This window comes from Comamonas sp. A7-5 (assembly GCF_039581385.1).
Taxonomy (GTDB): Bacteria; Pseudomonadota; Gammaproteobacteria; order Burkholderiales; family Burkholderiaceae_C; genus Comamonas; species Comamonas thiooxydans.
Genome location: NZ_JBCPWO010000016.1, coordinates 17,435 through 34,074 on the forward strand (window position 1 = coordinate 17,435; position 16,640 = coordinate 34,074).

A 16,640-nucleotide genomic window follows, 5' to 3' on the forward strand; every position below is an offset into this window, starting at 1 on the left:
GTTGATGGCGACAGTGGTCACACCAGATGGTTTCAGTTTTCGCCGGGCCTGGGAACCCTCCTCCCTCCCTCTGTATCACTTCCCCAGGCATGCCCAACAGGGCACCGGCACTTTTCACCAGCCCGCCAGCAACCGCTGAGCGGGCTTTTTTGTTTCATGAACAGGAGCCACCTTGCCATCTGTCCACGACCTTATGCGCCGCATGCATTGCGGCCCGAGCCAGTTTCGCCACGTCTTGACCGAAAATTTCAGAGCCCTGGGCATGGTGTTTGCGAGTGATCGCGGCGCATTGATTGCCATCCCCGAGGCCGACGCACCGCACTGCACAGCAACGCCCATCAAGTCCATGGAATCGACGCTTGACCAACTGCACATGCAGCTCGTTGAGACGCCCAAAGCCGCTTGGCGGGACTTTGCTCCGCTGATGGCACACCCCAAACTGCAACATCTGCAGCGATGCCCGGAATGCAAAGGCCACGGCTGGATGACAACCGCAACATGCACCGGGTGCGGTGGCAAGGGAGAGCACCTTAACCGCGGTGAATTCGATCCTTGCTTTGAATGCGGAGAGTCTGGGGAGGTTGACAAACCCAGCGCAGATGTCGCTGGTGCATATGCCTGCGATCTATGCAAAGGTGCCGGAGACATCCCGAAAGATCGGTTCTTAAAGCGGTTCTGCAACATCCCACTACCTGACGTTCCATATTGCTTCGGAGTGGATGCCAAGTATGTGCGCCTGCTGGCTCAATTGCCCGGCGTGCGATGGGCTCCGCCACAACGCATTGGCGAACATGACTGCGGTGCCATCCTTGTGCGCTTCGATAACGGCTGGGGTGCAGTCATGCCCCTGCGCGAATCGATACTCCCTAAACACCACCAAGCCCGCCAATGAGCGGGCTTACTTTTCAGGAAGTCATCAGATGAGCCAACCTCAAAAGAGATCTCTAAAACCTCTGCTTTTGGACCTGACCCATTGGTGTGTGCTGGCCTGCATCGCTTGGGCCACCTATGCGCAACCCAGCTACGGCCCGCGCCTGCTAGAGCTCGCCGGCGTCTGGATAGGGATTATCAACACCATCATGGTGCTGCTTCTGACACTCATGCTTTTCAACAAGGGAATGCGCGATGAAATCAATGAGTCAGCAAAAAAATTCAGCCGCCTGAGAAAGATTCACGGCAAGGTTCTTCGCGTCGTAGAACTTGCAGTCTTTGCATGGGCTGGATGGCTCTGGAGCTTCGGCATACGGCTGACCTGCACCCTCATTCAAGAGCTCATTCTCAAAAATCCAGAGGAAAGCCTTGAAGAACCACCCCAAGCCCGCCACTGAGCGGGCTTTTTCATGGAGCCAATGACCATGGCAACATCCGCCACCACCGAGCGAAAAGCACCCGCCCGCCGCAGCGCCCCAAAGGCCGAGCACCTGAGCATGCAATACCCAGAATTGACCTCAAGTGATCACCCCCATTTCTGGGTTGCAGCGTACTTGAGAGATCTCGCAAATTATGTGGCCCTCCATCACTTGAATCTCAAGCTCAGGAAGCTGGACAAGGTAACCGCTTATGCCTTGTTCAGCTCGGAGCAGCGCTTAACGGACGAGGTCAACAACAGCCTGCGCAGTGCGCGGAAAGACGGCCTTCTGCTCTACGCATGGCCCGGAACCAAGCTATTCACCAACCCCGAAGCCCGCCACTGAGCGGGCTTTTCTTTTGCCCTCAACCGGAGAACCCCATGCAAGCAGCACGCCACACCTTGCCCAGCGTCCCGATCACCAGCGCGGCATTCCAGTACATCCATTCCGGCAGCACCAACATTGCCGAAACCTTCGCCAAGGCGCGCGAGCGCATCGCAGCCGAGCAGGCAGCCCAGGCCAAGCAGCAGCGCCGCCGCACCCAGCACGGCCCGGCGCTGATGACCATCAAGCGCGTGCGCGCCGGCACCACCAATCACCTGACCCTGCCACTTTTCTAGGAACCACCGCCATGCGCGTTTTTGTCCTGACATGTGGCTGCGTCTCCATCCAACACATTGCCCGCAGCACCGCCGAAGCGTTTGACCACGGCTTTGTCGAGCTGGGCCACCTGGGATTGGGGATCTCCTGCCGATGCATCCGATAGACACCGTTCTGCACGAGCTGCAGCACCGCGACCGACAGCGCAGCCGCCTGCTGCGCCTGATGCAGAGCCAGGCGGCGACTGCCGCCACGCCTGGGCCCTCTCTCAACACCTACTTTCAAACCGAGCTGCAGCAAGCGCTGCGCCCCCTCAAACCTGCAAAGGAGCAACGCCATGCCCACCCGTTCTATCGTGATCTTCGGCCCCAAAGGCTGCGGTAAAGCCAGCCAGACAGCACGCCTGCAGCAGCATTTCGGCCTCAGCAAGGTCTATGACACCGACTGCGAAGGCCTGACCAGCGCCCGCCAGCTGCCGCGCCATGACACCCTGATCCTGGCCAACACCCAGCCGCAACGCTGCCCCGTGCGCAGCATGAGCTTCGAGCAGGCTGTGCGCCAAATGGCCCAGGCACCCGCTCACGCCCATGGCTGACGCCTTCAAGACCACCTGGGCCGGTGGCGAGGTGCTGATCCCCAAAGCCCAGGTAGAGGCCGAAGCCCGTGAGGCTTATCAAGCAGGCCGCACGCCCAACGAGGCCTGCCCCTACCCCTTCCACACCGACGCCGGCCTGCAGTGGCTGGCGACCTTCAATCTCTGCATACCGCTGCCAGACGGCAGCCTGCCATGCGGCCACTGACCGCGCCACCCATCACAGCCCGCCACTGAGCGGGCTTTGTCATTTCTGGAGCCCTATGCTTACCCCTCAATTTGTGCTGGCACTGTCTGCCAAGCTGGTGATTGACCTGTTTGCCGGTGGCGGTGGTGCCAGCACAGGCATTGAGCAGGCCATCGGCCGCCCGGTTGATGATGCAATCAACCACGACGCCGATGCCATCGGCATGCATACGATCAATCACCCGCAGACGCGCCACCATCGCGCAGACATTCGTGAAGTCTGCCCGCGCACTGTCACGGGCGGCCGGCCAGTAGGCCTGCTTCACGCCTCACCAGACTGCACGCACCACAGCCAGGCGCTGGGAGGGCAACCCCGATCCACGGAAATTCGCTCTCTGGCCTGGATCGTGATTCGCTGGGCTGGTGTCACCAGGCCCGATGTAATCACGCTGGAGAATGTCGAGCAAATGCTGCACTGGTCGCGTCTGATCGCCAAGCGCGACCCAGCAACGGGCCGAGTCATCACGCTGGACAAGATTACGGACGTCAACGGCAAAACGACTTACCGTGTGGCAGATCCGGGCGAGCGTGTGCCGCGTCGCAACCAGTTTCTCGTTCCCGACAAGAATCAGTTGGGAAAAACCTGGGATCGTTTTGTGCAGAGTCTCCGAGACCTTGGCTACAAGGTGGAATGGCGCGTGATATGCAATGCAGACCTGGGCAGCCACAGCACACGCACGCGCCTGTACATGATCGCCCGCTGCGATGGGCTGCCCATCATCTGGCCCGAGAAAACCCACGCAAAAAAGCCCGTGGGCAAACTCAAACCGCACATGCCGGCTGCCGACTGCATCGACTGGAGCATTCCCGGTGCCAGCATTTTCGGCCGCAAGAAGGATCTGGCCGAGGCCACGATGCGCCGCATTGCCCATGGCATGCAGAAGTATGTGATCGGCAGCAAAGATCCATTCATTGCCCCAGCTGCAGCACACGCGGCCTTCATCACCAAGTTCAACACCGGCTCTGTCGGCGTGGATCTGCGCGAGCCCGTGCCCACCGTGACCGCTGGCGGTAATCCAGTCCGGCCCGGTACTGGCACAACGATAGGCCTGATTGCTGCCTCGTTGGTTCAGATGGGCTACGGAGAGCGAGAAGGCCAAGAGCCTCGCGCTCTGGATCTGAGGCAGGCTTTGGGCACGGTGGTCGCTGGCGGCAACAAATTTGCCACCGCCTCAGCCTACTTGGTACAGGCCGGCCACGGCGAAGGCTCAGGCAACACAAAGCGCCGCAGTCACGGCGCCAACGACATCAGGGGCCCCATCGGCACCATCACCGCCAGCGGTGGCGGGCAGAGCCTTGCCACGGCCTTCATGGTGCAGGCGAATGGTGGATTCAACACCACGCCGGCGAGGGATCTGCGAGAGGGCATGTCCACGGTCACGACCAGCGGCAGCCAACAGCAGCTGATTACCGCCAAGCTGGAGCAGCAGACCCTGAGCCCGGAGCATGAAGCCGGCGCCCTGCGCTGTGCTGCATTCCTCATGCGGTACCACGGCAGCGGCGGGCAATGGTCTGATCTGCGCGAGCCGGTCACAACAATCACCACGCGCGACCGCCTCGCACTGGTGACGGTCTGGCTCAAGGGAGAGCCCTGGGTGATCGTAGACATCACGCTGCGCATGCTGGTGCCGCGCGAGCTCTACAACGCTCAGGACTTCCCGCCCAACTACATCATCGACCGCACGGCCGCAGGCAAGCCCCTGACGAAAACGGCACAGGTGCGAATGGCCGGCAACAGCGTCAGCCCCCTACCCATGCGGCTGATCGTGGCCGCGAACTACAGCGAGGCAGGCCAGCTCCGAAAAGCCGCCTGACCATCACCACCCGGCCCGCCACTGATCGGGGTTCATTTTTGGTGTGACCCCGGCAAGCACTTAGTACGCCCTTTGCAGCCTTAAAACACTGTATATATAATCAGTATCGATTGAAAGGAATCAACCGTGAGCGAAGCACAGCACACTACAGCACTGGCGAACCTGCGCCATCTGTATAAAAACCTGGCTACTGGTGGAGTTCAAGATGCAGAGGCAGCTAAGCGCATTGCAGAGGGTCTGCTTGCACCTGCAATTTCCGCTCTAGAAAGTGGACAAACACCTAAGCGCTCGCCACTCACACTTGAGCAGATCAGCAAGGCTCTGGGAGGTGATGTGCAAGAAGGGTCGTTTCCTCTCGCATGCACTCGATTAATTGAGAGAGCACACGGAATTATTGAATCGGACGCGGACGCCAGCACTGAAGGGTCTGCAACCGAGAGCAAACCTAATCTGAAAGGATTGGGCATTCCTCCCGCTGAACTTCATGACCTGGTTACCGCACTCCGCCTGGGTGACGCAACTGCATTGAAAGCAGCGGAAATAATTGAAAAGCTCAGCCAAATCAAGACACCGAGCCTTCGCCGCATCCCAGTGCTCGGCGAGATCGAGGACGAGGCGGTATTTATCAAGCCACTTGAAACCCCACCTGGCACAAAGTGGGTCGAGTAGCTACTCACCCTCACCAATTACCCCAAGCCCCGCCTAGTGCGGGGCTTTTTCATGGAGACGCACATGAACAATCCATGGCCATACCTCACCGATGCGGAGATTAATGAGATCTGTTCTCCACTGAAAAATGGAGCTGCACAGATCCGCTTTCTGGAGCGCCTTGGCATGGTGGTAAAGCCAAAGCCCAGCGGTCGCCCTCTTGTCGCGCGCACTGAGTTCGACAGAGTCATGACCGGCAGCACTGCCGTGACCACAGGTCAAAGCACGAGCGCAGTCTCATCCACACCTAACGTAATCGGGCTGCAATCCTTCTTCAAACAGAGAAAACATGGGACGAGCACGTAAAGATGGAGATCCTATGGGTCTCGCGGGCACTCGCCTTTCCTTCAAACACAACGCCTTCTACTACCGCCATAGGGACGGCCGGTGGGAGCGCATGGGCACCGATATCCGTACCGCGAAGGAGCGAGCTGCTGTCTACAACAGCCCAGCTGACAACTATGGCACCACCGCGTACTGGCTGGATCAATTCTTGGTGGACTGCCAACAACGGGTGTCCATAAAAGACCTCGCGCCGCGGACTCTCTCCGACTACACAAAAGACTCCGAGCCGCTCAAAGTGTTCTTTGGAGCTATGCTCCCTGAGCACATTGAGCCCCACCACGTCCAAGCCTATTTGGACGCAGGCTCTGCGGCTGAGCGTGGAGTGCGAGCCAATCGGGAAAAGGCATGTCTGAGCTCGTGCCTGTCCTGGCTGATTCGCACAAACAAATGTCCCGGCCTCAAGATCAACCCGTGTATGCAAAAAAGCGGCACGCGCGAAAACTCGGAGAAAAAGCGCGACCGGTATGTCACCCATCAAGAATATCAGGAGGTCTATGCCTTGGCCTGGCCCCAGGTGCGCGTGCTGATGGAGCTGACCTACCGCACGCTACAGCGCCCGGAAAGCGACATCATCTACTGGACGCCAAAAGTCCTCGCACGCGACCCACACACGGGAAATCGCATCATCACCTTCGAGCAGGGAAAGACAGGCACAAGGCTGAAGATTGCGATGACCGAGGGTTTGGAAAAGCTTATCAACCGTGCCGTGGGCACAAATCCACAGATGGACCAACCTCTGGTGCACACCCGAGCGGGCACTGGGTACACCTACGGTGGCATCAATTCCATGCTCGGCAAAGCCATAAGGACCGCAAACGAGATCAGGGCATCCAAGAATATCCCGCCCATGGCCTCATTCGGCTTCCGGGACCTAAAGGGCAAAGGTGCCACTGATATGTGGCTGGCTGGGACACCTATCGAGCAGATTCAGTTGCTCTGCGGCCACTCCGACAAGGCAACAACGGAGCGCTACATCAAGGCTCGATGGCGGGCGACTGCTCAGCCCAACGAGACAGCCGTAATGACTGTATGACCACTGTATGAGATCACTGGATATGAGACGCGTCACATATACGGACACATAAAGCATAAAAGCCGCTACAACTTTAATAGCTGTAGCGGCTTATGCATTCTGGTGGGTCCTGCGAGATTCGAACTCGCGACCAACGGATTAAAAGTCCGCTGCTCTACCGACTGAGCTAAAGACCCTGCCACACATCAAAAGCAGTAGTTGCCTAATCAGTGGAATGACGTTATTGTAATCTACTTTTCCCGGCTCTTTGCCTAATTCTTGAATTAGTTGGATTAGCTTGGTTTGCGAGCCAATTGATCAAGTACCCAGCCTGCTGCGCACTGACCAAAGGTCGCGGTTACAGCCACGACCGAGCCATAGCCGTGGCAGTTGAGACTGCCATCACCGCCTTCGATCGAGCAAGACGCATCAGGTGGTGCCACGGCCTCGCGGCTGAAAACACAAGTCACCCCCATGCGCTTGCCATCCTTGGGAGCGCCATGCTGCTTGCGCAGCCGGTAGCGCAGCTGCGATAGAAGCGGATCATGGGTTGTCGCACTCAGGTCTGCAATGTCCACCAAGTGGGCCATGCGCTTGCCGCCTGCGGCACCAACGGAGATAAAGCACTGCCTGGTTTTGCGCGCATGCGCCGCCATTTCGGCCTTGGCCTTGATCTGATCGCAAGCATCTATCACCGCATCAACATCTGCCGGCAAGAGTTGCTGCCAGTTGTCTGGATCGACAAATTCATCGATGCAATTGACCTCGCAGGCTGGATTGATCTCGGCGATGCGATCACGCATGGCATCGATCTTGGCCTGACCGACAGTGCTGGTCAGCGCGTGGATCTGGCGATTGATATTGGACTCGGCCACATGGTCCATATCGATCAGAGTCAAGCGGCTCACGCCGCTGCGCGCCAGAGCCTCGGCCGTCCATGAACCGACTCCGCCCACACCAACCACCACCACATGGGCCGCACGAATCCGGGCTGCCCCCTGCACGCCGTAGAGGCGCTCCAAACCGCCAAAGCGGCGCTGCACATCTGCTTCTTCCATAGAAAAAACAGCGCCGGACTGGGGCGCTGTTTCCGCTTGAGGCTGAGAATATTCGGCCATTACTTGAGCGTCGCCAGCTTGGACTTGGCAATCCCTGCGGCTTCCGAGTTCGGATAGGCCTGCAGCAGCTCTTCCAGGGTCTTGCGAGCTGCCTTGGTGTCCTTGAGTTCCACCAGACAGTTGGCGATGGACAGGGCCGCTTCGGGTGCACGGGCATGCATGGGTGCATTGGTCATGACCGAACGGAAATTGGCGATGGCATTCTTGTAGTCGCGCGTGGCGTACTGCGAGTTGCCCAGCCAGAAGCGTACCGACGGTGTATAGCCGCTCTTGGGCCATTGGCGCAGGAAAGCGGCGAAGGCCTGACCGGCCTCGGGGAACTTGCCCGAACGGAACATGCCCAGAGCCTGCTCGAATTCCTGCTGCTCGTTGCGATCGGCAGTGAACTCCACGCCGTCCACAGTCACGCTGACGGGTTCGAACTGGCGCAGCCGCTCGTCAAAGCCCTTGGCCAGATCTTTCTGGCCACGCTGCAGCTCTGCGGCATCGCGTGTCAGTTGCTCGTTCTGACCTCGCAGCTTGGCCTGGTCCGACTTGAGCGACTCGATCTGCGACTGCAGGTCCAGCAGGCTGCGGCGGGTTTGCTCCTGCGATTGCTGCAGGCTGTCAACGCGCTGGCGCAGTTCGATGATGGCGCGGCGCGCCTCGTCATCACCAAACAGGGCTGCATGGGCGCTGATGGCAGAGCCGGCCAGCAAGCCGACCGCCACCAAGCGAGGCAGCGTTGCGTGACGGAGAGTCAACAAGGCCTGCTTCATCATTAACGGTAGTTGATTTCAACGCGACGGTTTTGGGCGTAAGCGTCTTCGCTATGACCTTCAGCAGCGGGCTTTTCCTTGCCGTAGCTCACCGCTTCAACCTGAGCGTCGTTCACGCCCAGCAGGCCCAGGGAGCGGCGCACGGCTTCAGCGCGCTTTTGACCCAGGGCCAGGTTGTATTCACGGCCGCCGCGCTCGTCGGTATGGCCTTCCAGCTGCACCTTGGCTGCGGGGTTGGCCTTGATGAACTTGGCATGGGCTTCGATCTGGGGCTGTGCATCAGCCTTGACAGAGTAGCTGTCAAAGTCGAAGTAGACGATGCGGCTGACGCCCTGAGGGCCGGCCTTGGAAGCGGCGGAACCTGTCAGGTCCACGCCCGACACGCCACTTTGGCCCTGGCCGCTTGCGCCAGCACCCTGGCTGGACAGCGAACCGTCAACGGGCTTGTCGTCCAGCTTGACGCCAGAGCTGCAACCTGCGACCAGCGCGGTCACAGCCAAAGCCAGGGAAAGACGTTTGATAGTCAACATGAGATTTCTCCGAACAGTCCACAACGGACTTCATCACTAGAAAGAAAGAGGGAAAGCAAACTTCAGATCAGTGTTTTTGAAACGGGCCCCAGTCGGGCTCACGTATGTCTCCACTTGCACCGGCCAGACGCGCCTTGATCTTGCCGTCCAGCGTGGTGGTCATGAGCGCTTCACGGCCGCCCTGAATGGTGGCGTAAACAATCAGACGGCTATTGGGTGCAAAACTCGGGCTTTCGTCCGCCGTGGTGTCCGTGACGGAGTTCACTGTGCCTGTCGCCAGATCCATGACCTGGAGCTTGAAGCCGCCGCCTACGCGGGAGACATAGGCCAGCCATTTGCCGTCGGGGCTGATGGCGGGCGAGATGTTGTAGTTGCCGGTGAAGGTCACGCGTTCGGCGCTGCCGCCCGAGGACGAGACCTTGTAGACCTGAGGCGCACCGCCACGATCACTGACAAAGTAAATGGTGCGGCCGTCACTGGAGAAGCAGGGCTCGGTATCGATGCCGCTGCTTTGCATGAGACGGCGGGGTTCACCGCCCTGGGCGTTGAGCAGATACAGCTGCGAGCCACCGTCGCGGCTCAGCGTCACGGCCAGACGGCTGCCGTCGGGCGACCAGGCGGGAGCGCTGTTGGAGCCGCGGAAGTTGGCCAGCAGACGACGATGGCCGCTGGCCACATCGTGCACGTAGACCACGGGCTTGCGTGACTCGAAGGACACATAGGCCAGTTGCGTGCCGTTGGGCGCCCAGGCGGGGGAAATGATGGGTTCGGGACTGGACAGCGCGGACTGGGCATTCTCGCCGTCTGCATCGGCAATCCACAGGCGGTAATGGGCACCTGCCTTGGTCACATAGGCAATGCGGGTGGAGAAAATGCCTTTCTCGCCCGTGAGCTTTTCATAGATGTAGTCGGCAATGCGGTGGGCCACGAGGCGCAGATCGCCGGTGGTGACTGCGAAGCCCTGACCACCCAGATCCTGGCCCTTGACCACATCCCAAAGGCGGAAGCGCACATCCCAGCGGCCATCCGCCAGACGCGTGATGCTGCCGGTCGCCAGCGAATCGGCACCCTTCTGACGCCACTGGGCCACATCGGGGCGTGAGGTCTCGTCAAGCGCCAGGCCCGAGGCATCCACGCCGCGGAACTGTCCGCTGCGCTCCAGGTCGGCCTGGATGATGGCGGAAATCTTCTGTGGGGCCGAGCCCTCTCCCTTGAACTGGGCAATTGCGATCGGCAACTGTGTCAGGCCCACGCCTGTTACCTCAACCCTGAACTGGGCCAGTGCCGGAAGGGCCGGCGTGGCGGCTAACGTTGCCAGCATGGCTCTGCGGGAAGCGCGCGGCCCTGCCGCCCAGGTTGTCAGGGATGGAAGTCGGTCAATAGTCATTGGCAGCCATCAAAATTTCCGGAATTGCCCGGTACAAACACAAGCGCGAATGTTACACACACTGACGGATTCCTGATGTAAGAACGTGCTCAGTAGGGTGATCAAACGCAAGTGCCACAAAACTTTCAGATCGGGAGCATGCCAGAGTCTGCATGAGCGCAGAGGCAATCCCCTCGCCGATTCTGCCGCAGGCTTGCGCTTTATATTCAAACAGGCATAGTTGGTTACAACTTCATCCCAAATTTCATCTATTGAGATCCGTGCGGACTCCAAAAGCACAAGCCCTAAAATCACGCGCTTATGCAAGCCACACCGTCCCCATCGCCGAGCGAGACCGCCAAGGCCGTCCCTGCCCCAGCTCCCGCTCAAGCAGCCCCCGTCAATCCATCCGAGCTGCCGCTGATGCAGCGCCTCAAGCGTCTGACGCCTTATTTCTCGGGCCAGCGCTGGGCCTGGGGTCTGGCCATCCTGGCCACGCTGGTGGGGGCAGCCACCGAGCCCGCCATGCCGGCACTGCTCAAGCCCTTGCTTGACAGCGGCTTTACGGCTGGCTCGCTTGCGCTGTGGACGGTGCCGGTGTTTCTGATCGGCCTGTTCGTCATTCGCGGCCTGGCCCAGTTCACGGGCCAGTACGCTCTGGCACGCATCACCAATGACGGCATGCTGGGTCTGCGCCAGAAGCTGTTCGAGCGTCTGCTGGCCGCCGACATGAGCCTGTTTTCCAGGCAATCGGCATCGGCGCTGTCCAACACCATCGTCTACGAGGTGCAGACCGGTGCCCAGCAGCTGGTGCAGGCCATGATGAGTATCTCCCGCGACGGCTTCACACTGATCGCCCTGCTTGGCTACCTGATCTATCTGAACTGGCAGCTCACGCTGATCGTGGCCTTCATGGTGCCGGGTGTGGCCTGGGTCATGAAGACGCTGTCGCGCCGCCTCTATCGCATCACCAAGTCCAGCCAGACGGCCACCGACGAGCTGGCCTATGTGGTGGAGGAGAACGTGCTGGCCCACCGCATGGTGCGCCTGCATGGTGCCCAGGCTTCGCAGCAGTCGCGCTTTGGCGAGTTGAGCCGGCAGCTGCGCGGCCTGAACACCAAGGCCACCATCGCCTCGGCCGCCATGACGCCGCTGACCCAGGTGCTGGCGGCGATTGCGCTGTCGGTGATTCTCTGCATCGCCCTGTGGCAAAGCCGCGAAGGCGGCGCCGCCATCGGCTCGGCCAGCGTGCAGGATGTGACCGTGGGCGGCTTTGCCGCCTTCATCTCGGCCATGCTGATGCTGATTGCGCCCATTCGCCGCATGGCCGATGTGGCCAACCCCATCACGCGCGGCGTGGCCGCACTGGAGCGTGGCCTGGCCCTGCTCGAAGGCTCCACCGACGAGCAAGGCGGCAGTTTCAAGCCCTCCGCCAAGGTCAGCGGCGCGCTGCAGCTGAGCGATGTGAGCGTGCAGTTCGGCGCGGACAAGGCTCCGGCCCTCTCGCACCTGAGCCTGAACGTCAGGGCCGGCGAAGTCGTGGCCCTGGTCGGGCCGTCCGGTGCCGGCAAGACCACGCTGGTCAATCTGCTGCCCCGCTTTTTCTCGCCCACCAGCGGCCAGATCACTCTGGAAGGCGTGCCCGTGGCCGACTGGGACCTGAACACGCTGCGCCAGCAGTTCGCCATGGTCAGCCAGGACGTGGTCATGCTCAACGACAGCGTCGCGGCCAATGTGGCGCTGGGCAAGGATATTGACGAGGCCCGCGTCTGGTCCGCGCTGGAGGCGGCCAATCTGGGTGACTTCGTGCGCAATCTGCCTCAGGGCCTGCACACCCTGGTGGGCCACAATGCCAGCCAGCTCTCGGGCGGTCAGCGCCAGCGCCTGGCCATTGCGCGCGCGCTCTACAAGGACGCGCCCATCCTGATTCTGGACGAAGCCACCTCGGCGCTGGACAACGAGTCCGAGCGCCTGGTCCAGCAAGCCCTGAACCGGCTGATGCAGGGACGCACCACGCTGGTGATCGCCCACCGCCTGTCCACCATCGAGCATGCGGACCGCGTGGTGGTCATGGAGCGCGGCCAGATTGCCGAGCAAGGCTCGCATGCACAACTTATGGAGCTGGGCGGCCTCTACGCCCGCCTGCACAACCAGGTGCGCAGCTCGACCCCCGGAGAACCTCAAATTTAAGAGCTGCTACCGCATATGAACAAAGGACTTCAGAGTCAAATAACTCTAAAGTCCTTTTTCATTGGGCGCTAGCAGCTATCAAAATATTAATGACGGCGGTGAACTGCGCCCACTACCAGCTCCCGCGCGAGGGCTGGGTACGGCGCTCATGCTGCAGCGCCTTGCCCAGCAGATCGACCATGTACTGCCGGTCCACCAGCCTGGCGAAATCCGCTGCCGTCATATTGCGCTGGTTGCGCAGCGTGATGTCCGCCCCCTCCTGCAGCAGCAGCCTGACCACGGCTTCGCTGCTGTACTGGGCGGCCAGCATCAGCGGCGTGCTGCCGTTCGGTGAAGCGGCATCGATATAGGCGCTTTCCTCCAGCAGCAGCTTGATGATGTCCAGCGTCTGCGGCGTATCGGCAGAGGCCGCGTAATGCAGCGGCGTCCAGCCCTCGCGATTGACGTCGGCACCGCGCTTGATCAGCTCGCGCACAATGTCGAGATGGCCCTTGATGCAGGCCATCATCAGCGGCGTCTCATTCTGGCGCGAGGCCAGATTGACATCGATGCGCGGCGCCTTGAGCAGCACATCGAAGACTTTGAGCGAGTCCTGATGCAGGGCCGCCACCAGCCCCGGCCGCCCGCGCGAATCCAGGGTGTTGGCGTTGAAGCCGCGAAAGATCAGATTCACCATGGCACTGGAGTTGTCGCTGACCAGCGCCCGCGAATAGTCCTCGTAGTCATTGGCTCGTGCCAGTCCTGGCAGGCCAGCCACCCCGACGACAGCAGCACCGGCCCAGCGCAGGCTCTGGCGGCGGCTCAATGATGATGCAATCGATGGGGCAGCAAAAAGACTCATGCACTGGCTCCAGAGTTCGCTGACAAGGTCACGCCCTTGAACAGGCGGTCAAAGTTGGCACTGGTGGCGGCGGCCACCTCCTCGATGGAAATGCCGCGCACCTCGGCAATCTGCTTGGCCACAAAGGGCACATATGAAGGATTATTGGTCTTGCCGCGGTAGGGCACGGGCGCTAGATAAGGACTGTCGGTTTCTATCAACAGCCTGTCCAGCGGAACGAAGGCCGCCACGTCGCGCAGATGCTGGGCATTCTTGAAGGTCACGATGCCCGACAGGGAGATGTAGTAACCCATGTCCAGCCCGGCACGGGCCACTTCGGCGGTTTCGGTGAAACAGTGAAACACCCCGCCGGCCTGGGTGGCGGAATCCGCCTCGCCGCACTCGCGCAAAATGCCCAGGGTGTCGTCGGAGCTGCTGCGGGTGTGGATGACCAGCGGCTTTTGCGTGATCTGCGCCGCCTTGATATGCGTGCGGAAACGCTCGCGCTGCCATTCCAGATCGGCAATCGTGCGACCGCCCTTGCGGTCTTCCATGCCGTAGTAATCGAGCCCGGTCTCGCCGATCGCCACCACGCGCGGCAGCGCAGCGCGCTCCACCAGGTCCTGCACGCTGGGCTCGGTCATGTCCTCGGTGTCGGGGTGCACGCCCACGGTGGCCCAGAAATTGTCGTAGTCCAGCGCCAGCTGGTGCACTTCGGGAAACTCTTCCATCGTCGTGCTGATGCACAGCGCGCGCGTGACCTTGGCAGCAGCCATGGCTTCGCGGATCTGCGCGATATTGGCGCTCAGCTCGGGGAAATTCAGGTGACAGTGGGAATCGGTAAACATAGAAATTGGACCGCTCCTGAGCGGCTGCGCCGCTTCCCCAGGGGACGACGCCATCGCTGCGAGACGGCTCTTGCTCGGCGTCTCTGATGTGGGAGCGCGCCAGTGTTAAAAATCAGATTGTCTGGGTCGGCTTCTCGGAGCTCAGGGCCGTGCCCAGAATCTGCTCGATCTTGGCCTTGAGTTCGGCGGACTTGGCATCCTTGGGAAACTGGATGCCCACGCCCTGGGTTCGGTTGCCGGAAGCACGCTCGGGCGTCACCCAGGCCACACGGCCCGCGATCGGGTAGCGCTGCGGATCGTCGGGCAGGGTCAGCAGCACATAGACATCATCGCCCAAACGATAGTCACGCTGCGTGGGCACAAAAATCCCCCCTTCGGCGAACAACGGAATATAGGCGGCATACAGTGCCGCTTTTTCCTTGATCGCCAGCTGCATCACGCTGGGACGAGGGGTGGTAGTTGCGTTCATAGTGGGTAGCGGAATTCTTGTGGCAGCCGGGCGGCGGTAGTGGCGAGGTTAACACCCGGAAATATTTTGGCCAAACCGTGCTTCATGACCTAGCGCACGGCTCTGGCGGCTTTGCCCGAGATCAGCACGGCCCGCGCCCTGGAGGCCAGAGCCTCCATCATCAACCCGGCATTGAAGGGGTGATCGGCCGTGCGCGCTGCCTGCACCAGCTCGCGTGACCATTCGGCCAGCAGCGGCATGGGCAGCGGCTTGCCCGGCAGATCGGCAGGCGAGAAATACCGGGGCTCGCTGCCACCGGCCAGAGCCATCAGGTCGTGGCAGATTTTCTGCAGCGCCTGCACGGCATCCACCGGTGCAAAAGCCGCCAGCGCAGCCACATCCCCCTTGGCCAGCTGCCTTGGCAGTTGCGCCCAGGCGGCGGCCTTGCCCGCGTCCGCCGCCATGCGCAGCGCATCGCCGGGTCGGCCGCCGGCAGCCTGCAAGGCCGCAGCGGCATCCGACTCGTTCAAACCTTGCGCCTGCAGCCACTGCGCGGCCTCGGCCGCCGCAGGCCAGGTCATGGTGTGCGTCAGGCAGCGGCTGCGAATGGTGGGCAGCAACTGGTGCGCTGCCTCGCTGGCCAGCACGAAGCGGGTGTCTCCGGGCGGCTCCTCCAGCGTCTTGAGCAGGGCGTTGGCGGTAATCGCATTCATTTGCTCGGCAGGGTAGACCAGCACGGCCTTGCCGCGTCCGCGCGCGCTGGTGCGCTGGCAGAACTCCACGGCATCGCGCATGGCTTCCACGCGGATTTCCTTGCTGGGCTTGCGCTTTTTGTCGTCGATGTCGGCCTGGGCTTTTTCCGGCAGCGGCCAGCCCAGCTCCATCATCTGCACCTCGGGCATGAGCACGCACAGATCGGCATGGGCACGCACCTCAATGGCATGGCAGCTGGCGCAGTGGCCGCAAGCGCCTTGCGCAGACGGCTGCTCGCAAAGCCAGGCGCGCACCAGCGACAGTCCCAGAGCGTACTGGCCCAGACCCGAAGGCCCTTGCAGCAGCCAGGCATGACCACGCTGGGCCAGCAGGCGGCCACGCTGCGCGGCGATCCAGGGCGCTTCGACGTCGACGGCACTCATGGCTTGCTGCCCACCATGATGGCCAGCCAGCCCTTGCGCACCACGGCCTGGGTGATCTGCTGCCACACGGCGTGGCGGCTGGCATGGGCATCGATGCGCACAAAGCGCTGAGGCGCAGTCCGGGCGCGCTCGGCATAGCCTTGGGCCACGCGGGCAAAGAACTCGCCGGGCTGGGCTTCGAAGCGGTCGGGAACACGGGCCGTGGCCAGGCGCTCGGCCGCCACTTCGGCGGGCAGGTCAAACCACAGCGTCATGTCGGGCTCGCGCATGAAATCCGGGGCCTGCCCTGCCTGCAGCGCAGTACCGGTCTGCGCCATGCGCTCCAGAGCTGACAGCTGCTCCCAGCTGAAGCCACGGCCCGCGCCCTGGTAGGCAAAAGTGGCATCGGTGAAGCGGTCGCTGATGACCACCTCGCCGCGCGCCAGCGCCGGTTCTATGACCTGCACCAGATGGTCGCGCCGGGCCGCGAAGGCGATCAGCGCCTCCGTCAGCGGGTCCATGGCGTCATGCAGCATCAGGGCGCGCAGCTTTTCGGCCAGCGGCGTGCCGCCGGGCTCGCGCGTCAGCGTGACCACTCGGCCCTGCTCGCGAAAAGCCTGGGCCAGTGCCTCGATATGCGAGGACTTGCCCGCACCGTCGATGCCTTCAAAACTGATGAACAGACCCTTGGGTAAAGCTGTACTCACTGATATTTCCTCTAGTGCGGCGCATGGCGGCACCAGTTGTTTGATTCGACACAGGGCACAGGCCACGGCCTTGC

At 61.5% G+C, this 16,640-nt stretch carries 20 protein-coding genes and 1 tRNA gene; 11 read left to right on the forward strand and 10 right to left on the reverse strand.

Annotation, left to right across the window (positions count from 1 at the left end):
- Nucleotides 1-172 precede the first annotated feature (172 nt).
- From AAIL67_RS20715 to AAIL67_RS20760, 10 genes are all read left to right on the forward strand, one after another.
- Nucleotides 173-892 (forward strand): hypothetical protein, encoded by a 720-nt coding sequence (locus AAIL67_RS20715; RefSeq protein ID WP_343484746.1) that lies wholly within the window; start codon nt 173-175, stop codon nt 890-892.
- A 28-nt stretch (nt 893-920) separates the two neighbouring features.
- Nucleotides 921-1,328, forward strand: coding sequence for a hypothetical protein (locus AAIL67_RS20720; RefSeq protein ID WP_343484747.1), 408 nt, complete (start codon nt 921-923; stop codon nt 1,326-1,328).
- A gap of 27 nt (nt 1,329-1,355) precedes the next feature.
- Entirely contained in the window at nt 1,356-1,694 is a 339-nt protein-coding gene (locus AAIL67_RS20725; protein ID WP_343484748.1) for a hypothetical protein, read from the forward strand.
- 35 nt (nt 1,695-1,729) lie between these two features.
- Entirely contained in the window at nt 1,730-1,969 is a 240-nt protein-coding gene (locus AAIL67_RS20730; protein ID WP_343484749.1) for a hypothetical protein, read from the forward strand.
- Between the two features lie 317 nt (nt 1,970-2,286).
- Nucleotides 2,287-2,544, forward strand: a complete 258-nt coding sequence (locus AAIL67_RS20735) for a hypothetical protein (RefSeq protein WP_343484750.1) — start codon at nt 2,287-2,289, stop codon at nt 2,542-2,544.
- Nucleotides 2,537-2,749: a hypothetical protein gene (locus AAIL67_RS20740; RefSeq protein ID WP_343484751.1), complete on the forward strand. Its 213-nt coding sequence runs from the start codon at nt 2,537-2,539 to the stop codon at nt 2,747-2,749. Before AAIL67_RS20735 ends, AAIL67_RS20740 begins: the two co-directional genes overlap by 8 nt.
- 55 nt (nt 2,750-2,804) lie before the next feature.
- On the forward strand, nt 2,805-4,601 hold the full coding sequence (locus AAIL67_RS20745) for a DNA cytosine methyltransferase (RefSeq protein ID WP_343484752.1): 1,797 nt from the start codon (nt 2,805-2,807) through the stop codon (nt 4,599-4,601).
- Between the two features lie 126 nt (nt 4,602-4,727).
- Nucleotides 4,728-5,270 (forward strand): hypothetical protein, encoded by a 543-nt coding sequence (locus tag AAIL67_RS20750; protein ID WP_343484753.1) that lies wholly within the window; start codon nt 4,728-4,730, stop codon nt 5,268-5,270.
- A gap of 63 nt (nt 5,271-5,333) precedes the next feature.
- Nucleotides 5,334-5,615, forward strand: a complete 282-nt coding sequence (locus AAIL67_RS20755; RefSeq protein WP_302091485.1) for a DUF4224 domain-containing protein — start codon at nt 5,334-5,336, stop codon at nt 5,613-5,615.
- 13 nt (nt 5,616-5,628) lie between these two features.
- On the forward strand, nt 5,629-6,687 hold the full coding sequence (locus tag AAIL67_RS20760) for a tyrosine-type recombinase/integrase (RefSeq protein WP_343484754.1): 1,059 nt from the start codon (nt 5,629-5,631) through the stop codon (nt 6,685-6,687).
- Between the two features lie 100 nt (nt 6,688-6,787).
- On the opposite strand, the gene AAIL67_RS20765 is transcribed toward AAIL67_RS20760, so the two are convergent.
- From AAIL67_RS20765 to tolB, 5 genes are all read right to left on the reverse strand, one after another.
- Nucleotides 6,788-6,863 (reverse strand) — tRNA-Lys (locus tag AAIL67_RS20765).
- A gap of 96 nt (nt 6,864-6,959) precedes the next feature.
- On the reverse strand, nt 6,960-7,784 hold the full coding sequence (locus AAIL67_RS20770; protein ID WP_343484755.1) for a tRNA threonylcarbamoyladenosine dehydratase: 825 nt from the start codon (nt 7,782-7,784) through the stop codon (nt 6,960-6,962).
- Entirely contained in the window at nt 7,784-8,545 is a 762-nt protein-coding gene (gene ybgF, locus AAIL67_RS20775; protein WP_224650436.1) for a tol-pal system protein YbgF, read from the reverse strand. Before ybgF ends, AAIL67_RS20770 begins: the two co-directional genes overlap by 1 nt.
- Nucleotides 8,545-9,072 (reverse strand): peptidoglycan-associated lipoprotein Pal, encoded by a 528-nt coding sequence (gene pal / locus AAIL67_RS20780; RefSeq protein ID WP_034356711.1) that lies wholly within the window; start codon nt 9,070-9,072, stop codon nt 8,545-8,547. Before pal ends, ybgF begins: the two co-directional genes overlap by 1 nt.
- Nucleotides 9,073-9,139: 67 nt before the next feature.
- On the reverse strand, nt 9,140-10,459 hold the full coding sequence (tolB, locus tag AAIL67_RS20785) for a Tol-Pal system beta propeller repeat protein TolB (RefSeq protein ID WP_343484756.1): 1,320 nt from the start codon (nt 10,457-10,459) through the stop codon (nt 9,140-9,142).
- Between the two features lie 300 nt (nt 10,460-10,759).
- Here tolB and msbA point away from each other — a divergent pair, with 300 nt between their 5' ends.
- Nucleotides 10,760-12,628: a lipid A export permease/ATP-binding protein MsbA gene (gene msbA, locus AAIL67_RS20790; protein ID WP_034356707.1), complete on the forward strand. Its 1,869-nt coding sequence runs from the start codon at nt 10,760-10,762 to the stop codon at nt 12,626-12,628.
- Nucleotides 12,629-12,740: 112 nt separating this feature from the next.
- On the opposite strand, the gene AAIL67_RS20795 is transcribed toward msbA, so the two are convergent.
- From AAIL67_RS20795 to tmk, 5 genes are all read right to left on the reverse strand, one after another.
- Entirely contained in the window at nt 12,741-13,469 is a 729-nt protein-coding gene (locus AAIL67_RS20795; RefSeq protein WP_034356706.1) for an ankyrin repeat domain-containing protein, read from the reverse strand.
- Nucleotides 13,466-14,296 carry a TatD family hydrolase gene (locus AAIL67_RS20800; RefSeq protein WP_034356703.1) on the reverse strand — a complete coding sequence of 277 codons (831 nt, stop codon included), beginning with the start codon at nt 14,294-14,296 and terminating at the stop codon, nt 13,466-13,468. The genes AAIL67_RS20795 and AAIL67_RS20800 overlap by 4 nt, the downstream gene beginning before the upstream one ends.
- Before the next feature lie 112 nt (nt 14,297-14,408).
- Nucleotides 14,409-14,732, reverse strand: a complete 324-nt coding sequence (locus tag AAIL67_RS20805; RefSeq protein WP_176391731.1) for a PilZ domain-containing protein — start codon at nt 14,730-14,732, stop codon at nt 14,409-14,411.
- 122 nt (nt 14,733-14,854) lie between these two features.
- Entirely contained in the window at nt 14,855-15,880 is a 1,026-nt protein-coding gene (gene holB / locus AAIL67_RS20810; protein WP_343484757.1) for a DNA polymerase III subunit delta', read from the reverse strand.
- Nucleotides 15,877-16,566: a dTMP kinase gene (gene tmk / locus AAIL67_RS20815; RefSeq protein ID WP_343484758.1), complete on the reverse strand. Its 690-nt coding sequence runs from the start codon at nt 16,564-16,566 to the stop codon at nt 15,877-15,879. The genes holB and tmk overlap by 4 nt, the downstream gene beginning before the upstream one ends.
- Nucleotides 16,567-16,640 lie beyond the last annotated feature (74 nt).

Coding starts and splice junctions, on each gene's coding strand:
- ybgF (WP_224650436.1), bottom strand. CDS start 8,545: ATGATGAAGCAGGCCTTGTTGACTCTCCGTCACGCAACGCTGCCTCGC.
- tolB (WP_343484756.1), bottom strand. CDS start 10,459: ATGACTATTGACCGACTTCCATCCCTGACAACCTGGGCGGCAGGGCCG.
- AAIL67_RS20755 (WP_302091485.1), top strand. CDS start 5,334: ATGAACAATCCATGGCCATACCTCACCGATGCGGAGATTAATGAGATC.
- holB (WP_343484757.1), bottom strand. CDS start 15,880: ATGAGTGCCGTCGACGTCGAAGCGCCCTGGATCGCCGCGCAGCGTGGC.
- msbA (WP_034356707.1), top strand. CDS start 10,760: ATGCAAGCCACACCGTCCCCATCGCCGAGCGAGACCGCCAAGGCCGTC.
- AAIL67_RS20770 (WP_343484755.1), bottom strand. CDS start 7,784: ATGGCCGAATATTCTCAGCCTCAAGCGGAAACAGCGCCCCAGTCCGGC.
- AAIL67_RS20725 (WP_343484748.1), top strand. CDS start 1,356: ATGGCAACATCCGCCACCACCGAGCGAAAAGCACCCGCCCGCCGCAGC.
- AAIL67_RS20800 (WP_034356703.1), bottom strand. CDS start 14,296: ATGTTTACCGATTCCCACTGTCACCTGAATTTCCCCGAGCTGAGCGCC.
- AAIL67_RS20730 (WP_343484749.1), top strand. CDS start 1,730: ATGCAAGCAGCACGCCACACCTTGCCCAGCGTCCCGATCACCAGCGCG.
- AAIL67_RS20745 (WP_343484752.1), top strand. CDS start 2,805: ATGCTTACCCCTCAATTTGTGCTGGCACTGTCTGCCAAGCTGGTGATT.
- AAIL67_RS20720 (WP_343484747.1), top strand. CDS start 921: ATGAGCCAACCTCAAAAGAGATCTCTAAAACCTCTGCTTTTGGACCTG.
- AAIL67_RS20740 (WP_343484751.1), top strand. CDS start 2,537: ATGGCTGACGCCTTCAAGACCACCTGGGCCGGTGGCGAGGTGCTGATC.
- AAIL67_RS20760 (WP_343484754.1), top strand. CDS start 5,629: ATGGGTCTCGCGGGCACTCGCCTTTCCTTCAAACACAACGCCTTCTAC.
- AAIL67_RS20795 (WP_034356706.1), bottom strand. CDS start 13,469: ATGAGTCTTTTTGCTGCCCCATCGATTGCATCATCATTGAGCCGCCGC.
- AAIL67_RS20735 (WP_343484750.1), top strand. CDS start 2,287: ATGCCCACCCGTTCTATCGTGATCTTCGGCCCCAAAGGCTGCGGTAAA.
- AAIL67_RS20805 (WP_176391731.1), bottom strand. CDS start 14,732: ATGCAGCTGGCGATCAAGGAAAAAGCGGCACTGTATGCCGCCTATATT.
- pal (WP_034356711.1), bottom strand. CDS start 9,072: ATGTTGACTATCAAACGTCTTTCCCTGGCTTTGGCTGTGACCGCGCTG.